Annotated in this window: 1 pseudogene; it reads right to left on the reverse strand. The window is 82.4% G+C overall.

The annotated features are described in order from the left end of the window. Positions 1 to 222, reverse strand: a pseudogene (locus tag G3I53_RS33355) (hypothetical protein); the annotation flags it as partial.

The following is a 222-nucleotide window of genomic DNA, read 5'->3' on the forward strand; positions in this document are numbered from 1 at the left end:
ACCGCCGGGGCCGCCGGCCGGACCGGAACCGTCCGCCGGGCCGGATCCGTTGGCGGGGCCGGTGCCCGGACCGCCTTTCGCGGCCGGGGACTTGCGGGGCGCGAACCAGTCGCTGGTCGGCTTCTCCTCGGACTGCGGGGCGCTCGGCTGCCCGCCCTTGGGCCGGGTCGGCAGCGGAGCGGGGGCACCGGGCGCCGGGGCGGCGGCCGGAGCCTCGGCCGG

This window comes from Streptomyces sp. SID14436, assembly GCF_010548465.1.
GTDB lineage: Bacteria > Actinomycetota > Actinomycetes > Streptomycetales > Streptomycetaceae > Streptomyces.